Origin of the sequence: Streptomyces sp. NPDC058964, assembly GCF_042741275.1 — a bacterium.
Lineage (GTDB): Bacteria > Actinomycetota > Actinomycetes > Streptomycetales > Streptomycetaceae > Streptomyces.
Window position 1 is genome coordinate 5,465 of sequence record NZ_JBHYKH010000315.1, and the last position, 5,035, is coordinate 10,499.

4 protein-coding genes and 2 pseudogenes are annotated in these 5,035 nt (G+C 67.1%); 1 reads left to right on the forward strand and 5 read right to left on the reverse strand.

Annotated elements, in window-relative coordinates; translation table 11 throughout:
* Positions 1-261: 261 nt before the first annotated feature.
* The 3 genes and pseudogenes from ACFW2E_RS30720 to ACFW2E_RS30730 all read right to left on the reverse strand — a co-directional run bounded on the left by ACFW2E_RS30720 (position 262) and on the right by ACFW2E_RS30730 (position 2,651).
* Positions 262-1,028 (reverse strand): annotated as a pseudogene (locus ACFW2E_RS30720) (transposase).
* 42 nt (positions 1,029-1,070) lie between these two features.
* Positions 1,071-1,808, reverse strand: coding sequence for a hypothetical protein (locus tag ACFW2E_RS30725; RefSeq protein WP_384470335.1), 738 nt, complete (start codon positions 1,806-1,808; stop codon positions 1,071-1,073).
* 429 nt (positions 1,809-2,237) lie between these two features.
* On the reverse strand, positions 2,238-2,651 hold the full coding sequence (locus tag ACFW2E_RS30730) for a hypothetical protein (protein ID WP_384470336.1): 414 nt from the start codon (positions 2,649-2,651) through the stop codon (positions 2,238-2,240).
* A 99-nt stretch (positions 2,652-2,750) separates the two neighbouring features.
* Here ACFW2E_RS30730 and ACFW2E_RS30735 point away from each other — a divergent pair.
* A pseudogene (locus tag ACFW2E_RS30735) lies at positions 2,751-3,520 on the forward strand (transposase).
* 125 nt (positions 3,521-3,645) lie between these two features.
* Here the strand turns inward: ACFW2E_RS30735 and ACFW2E_RS30740 are convergent.
* Together ACFW2E_RS30740 and ACFW2E_RS30745 are read right to left on the reverse strand one after the other, a co-directional pair.
* Complete coding sequence (locus tag ACFW2E_RS30740) at positions 3,646-4,350, reverse strand: restriction endonuclease (protein WP_384470337.1); 705 nt, start codon at positions 4,348-4,350, stop codon at positions 3,646-3,648.
* Positions 4,350-4,571: a hypothetical protein gene (locus ACFW2E_RS30745; RefSeq protein WP_384470338.1), complete on the reverse strand. Its 222-nt coding sequence runs from the start codon at positions 4,569-4,571 to the stop codon at positions 4,350-4,352. Before ACFW2E_RS30745 ends, ACFW2E_RS30740 begins: the two co-directional genes overlap by 1 nt.
* Positions 4,572-5,035: the final 464 nt, after the last annotated feature.

The window sequence follows — 5,035 nt, forward strand, 5'->3', positions numbered from 1 at the left end:
GGCGCTCCCCGGGCGGGGGCGGGTGGGGGTCCCCCGGCGGGGCCCGACGCCGGCCCGCCCGGCCGCGGCACCGGCTGCGGATAATCCGGTCCCTCGCTGTATCCCGGCGGCGGGCTGCCCGCCCAAGCATCGGTCGCGCTGGCCGCCGACTGCTGGAGGGTCCGTGCTTACCCGCATCTGGGTGGACGAGGGAGCTGGGGTAAGCCTGGTCCAGATGTTGCCCGGCGAATCTTGAACGGGCATGGCTTCGGTTGAGTGTGGTCACGTGCTGCGCGCAAGGTTGTGCAGATGGGCGATGCCGAGCATCGCGTGATGGACGCCGTCGCCCCTGAGGCGGCAGTCGCGGAGAATCTTCCAGGTCTTCATGCGGGCGAAGGCATGCTCGACGCGGGCGCGGACTTGTTTGTGTGCACGGTTGTGTTCCTGCGGCCGGACAGGCAGCTCCTCGCCCGCCCGCCGACGATGGGGCATGACGACTCCAGCGCCGGGATAGCCGCCGTCGGCGATGGTCGTGGTCTTGCCGATGGCGGCCTTGACTCCCGATTCCTCCCACGCCTTGCAGTCATTGCGGTTGCCCGGCAGCGGTCGGCCAATCCGGACGACGAGGCGGGTGTCGGCATCGATGACGACCTGATGGGGGTCGAATACCGGTAGTTCTTGGACTGTTCGGCCATTGCGTGGTCGCGGGTGGGTACCAAGGTCCCGTCCACGATGAGCACGGTGTCCTTGGCGAAGCGGAACCGGGGGCGCAGTGCGAGGAGTGGGCTGACCTGATCAATGATCCGGTCAGCCGCGGACTTCGAGATCCCGCACAGCAGGGGCAGATGGCGCATCGTCAAGTTCGTGCGCCAGTAGGCCGTGACCAGCAACACCCGATCCTCCAGCGGCAGGCTCCACGGTCGTCCTCGACGCACGGCATCAGCCCCTTCACGGCGCAGCGCAGTGACCAGCGCACGGAAACAGTGCGGGCTCAGGCCGGTGGACGGGCCTATCCATGACGGCTCAGACGCCGTGATCACACCAGCCACATCAAGATCGTCCCACTGCGGCCAGCCATTACGGGACAACCCTTAGGAGGGGCGGGTGTGACTGGCGTGGGATCGGATGAGGTCCGGGTCGGAGGGCGGCTGAACGGCGGGCTTCTGTGATTTGATCACACCCGGATCGATATGGATGACGTGGGCGTATCCGTCCGCGTCGAATTTCTGGTACGTGCGTCGGTAGTGCGCTTTGTTGTGGGCGTCGACGGTCGAATCCGCGTCGCCCTTCACCTCTTGCGCCACGAGACCCGTGTGCAGCTTGTTCGAGTAGTCCGAGTTGAAGATGACCACCACGTCGCCGGGCTGAGCCTTGGCGGGGTCGTCACCGACGTCCGCGCCGAGATCGTAGTCCATGATGAAGTCGTAGAGGCTTCGGTAGCCGATGACGTCCGAGATCAGCAGGAGATCGTATTCCTTGCCGTTCGGTGCCTTGTAGTGGTAATAGGAGTCCTGAGGATCATCCGGCTTCAGTCCGGGGACGAGGCCGCCCGCGGCAAGGGCGCGAGCGACGAACTCGGCGCACTCGAAATAGGGCTGTGCCTGGCCGTCCTTCGCCCGGGGGGTAGTGTCGTCCCATGTGGTCCAGTTCCAGTGGGCGTCTGCGTACTGGACGGCCGTCTCGCGCCACTTATCGGAAGCCCGGGCAGTTTTCTGTGTTTTCTGGTGCCCGTCTGGAACCGCTCGCCCGGGGCCGGCGGTCATCCCCATAAGTGCAACTCCCAGGGTGACGGCGGGAAAAGCGCGAAGGGATTTCCCCAGGAAGGACATGGCGGTCACCTCTCGGCAGTTCCAGGTATCGCGAGCGGTCGTGCACTCGTACGGCGACACCCTGCCGCACCTCAGGACGATCTTGTCCGCGGAGCAACCTTTTACCAGAGGTCTGGATCGAAAAATCACTCGGTAGGCCGAAGGAAATTACCTCCGCCCACTCGCAATTCCGAAAAGCTGCTGCAAACGGGATCTCGGCCGATGCATCTGCTCGTTGAGGCCCATCACCTCCTTCGCCAGCCTGTGGACCAGCTGGGGCGGCCAGCCTTTCTCCAGGCAGGCTGGTGTGCTGCCGTTCGGCGGCACACCAGCTGTAAGCCGAAGACGACGCTCTGCACGGGACCATCCCCGCGGGCGCGGGGAGCACAACCATGAACTGGGCTTCTCTGCAGCCAAGAGCTGTCCCGTAACCCACGAGGCTGAGGGCGGTCATGCTGTGTCAGCGTCGGTGCCGATGGCACCGGCCGAGCGAAGCGAACGCCCGAGGTCTCCGGTGAGGATGCGGGGGTGTCGCCGCCACCACCACAGGTCAGGGCCGGGCAGCCTGTGAAACTGGTCGAGCGCTTGGCCGTCGTCGTCGACGGTCGCGGCCTTGTAGCGGTCGTCCAGAGCTTTGATCCGCGGGGTCCAGAGCTGGACGATGTGCTCGTCCAGCAGGAGCCACGCCTCGTGTAGCCAGTTTCGGCAGTAGAGGTCGTTGGTGTACTCGTAGATGTCGTCGCCGTAGCCGCGCTCGATGACACTCACCAGGGCGGCCCACGCATTCACCCTTTCAGCGACCGTGAATGCCGTCCGCCAGCCGCGCTGGTGCAACAGCTCTCCCACCTCGGTTTCAGTAGCCACGGGCAGGAGGCTCTCACGCCGAATCCGGCCGGGCGACCCAGATATGTCCCGCCAGAGGCTGCGGGCCCTGGAGCATGATCAAGGTGAGACGATCTCGCCGTGGCTGGTGCGACCACGGCGTCGGAACCCTCCTGGATAGCCCCCTCCGCCGGGCTGAGCCCTCGACAGTTCACGAAGCTCGTGACCGCGTTGCGGTGGGAGGGAACCGATCTGGTGCGCAGAGGTCGCCCCTGGAGCCTGCCGCTGGAGGACAGAGTCTTGCTGGTGGCCGCGTACCTGCGGACGAACCTCACCTTGCGGCGGCTCGCCCCGCTGTTCGGGGTCTCCAAGTCCGCCGCGGACCGGATCATTGCCCACCTCGTGCCACCGCGCGCCCTGCAGCCTCGCACGAGGTTCCGGAAGGACACCGTGCTGATCGTCGACGGCACCCTGGTCCCCACCGGTGACCACACGATCGCCGAGCAGTCGAAGAACTACAGGTACTCCACCAACCACCAGGTCGTCATGACGCCGACACCTGTCCGGTCGTCGCAGTCGGCCGGCCGGTCCCGGGGAACCGCAGCGACTGCAAGGCATGGGAGTTGTCCGGAGTGAAGGACGCCATCGGCCGGACCACCGTGAACACTGACGGCGGCTACCGGGGCACTGGCCTGATCATCCCTCACCGCCGAGAACCCGGCCAGGCCGGACTCCCGAGCTGGAAAGAGGAACACAACACCTCCCACCGCAAGGTCCGCGCCCGCGTCGAGCACACCTTCTCCCGCATGAAGACCTGGAAGATCCTCCGCGACTGCCGCCTCAAGGGCGACGGCGTCCACCACGCCATGCTCGGCATCGCCCGCCTCCACAACCTCACCATCACCGGCTGAACCGAGAGCAGGCAGGTCAGCAAGCACGACCGTGATCAATTACGGGACAGCGCTTGTACACACTTCCCATGTCCTTCAGCGACTCCGACTAATTGCGCAAATAGCTCACGAAGTGCCGATGTCGTTCACCGATGCCCCTCCCCCACTGCCGTAGCAGTCCGCAATCCGGCCCTGCGCCGGAGTGAAGGCGGCAGTCGCAGCAACTGGTCAAGTGGGATGCCGTCCTGGGCCCACCGGGCCAGGCGATCCCTGTCCACCCAGCCGATGCGGTGGCGCCGGCCCCACTCCTTGGCATCGCGGGTGACGTGCCCATTGGTGACAACGACGGCGGCATGCGCGCCGTGGGCGGGACCGGCTGTTCCCTTGAGCTGGTACATCACGGACGAGCCGACACGGCCGCCGACGCGGGTGTGTTTGGCCTGGACGACCAGGCGCCCGTATCGGGTGTGCTCGGCGATGACGTCCGCGCTCTGATCCCCTGCCCGACCGACCTGCCGCGCCGTCCACCCGTCCCTGATCAGCAGATCACGCAGCGCATACTCGAACTCCCGGTCACCCAGCACATCAAGCTCCGCCAAAGTCAGCCGAAGCCGGGCCAGCCGCCGGGCCTGCTCCCGCCGGCGGCGGCCCGCCTGCACCGCACGCCACAGCCCCCAGCCCGCAAACACGGCCGCCACCACGGCGAGCGCCGGCCACCACCGCACCACAGCCTGGCCGGCCACCACCACCGCCCGGGTCAGCGCCCATCCCACGGCCGCCACCACGGCACCGGCAGCCAGCTGCTCGGTCCGGCCACGTGGACGCCGCACCCGGAACCCGGTACGGCCCATCAACGCCCCGCCGGTGCCGGCGTCGACATCGTGGCCGACGGCCCAGGCGCGGGCGTGCTGCCGGAAGCCGATTCACCGAAACCAAAGACCTGCCCCCATAACCACACCACGGCAACCAGCCCGGCAATCATCCAGCCGCTGAGCTTCCTCCCCTTCGGCCGCGGGTTGCGCCGAAAGTGCCGCCGGACCACGTGATACCCCTCGGGTGCCTTGTCCACCATGTCCTCCTCCTGGCAGCCCCAGGCCGCCACTTGCAGCCTGGGTACGAGGAATTGGTCTAGCAGCGGGCACTGACAAACCCTCCAAAAGAGTCAACATTCGGCACAGCACCACCCCTCAAAGCGGCCAACCACCCGTCAGCGACCGCAGAAGCGATCCGCGACCGCCCCCACACCCTGCGCCAGCCCACCCCACCAGGACGAACACCGCTCAGCCGGCCAGATACGCCGATCACAGTCAGTCCGTCGGCACGCCTCACTCCTCGCGACGGACACCCAATACCCATTGCGCCCATAGGGATCGACCCAAAACGGCCGAGAAGGAGGGCGTACGGCTGTGCTCGCTGTGCGGCGCCGCCCAGGAGCTGGAGCCGCTGGGGGGCGCGGGGAGCGGCCACGGGGGTTCCCCATAGTGTGGGGCGGGGGGTCGGCCCGCGGGTGTTGCGGCCCGCGCGCCGGCCCCGCTA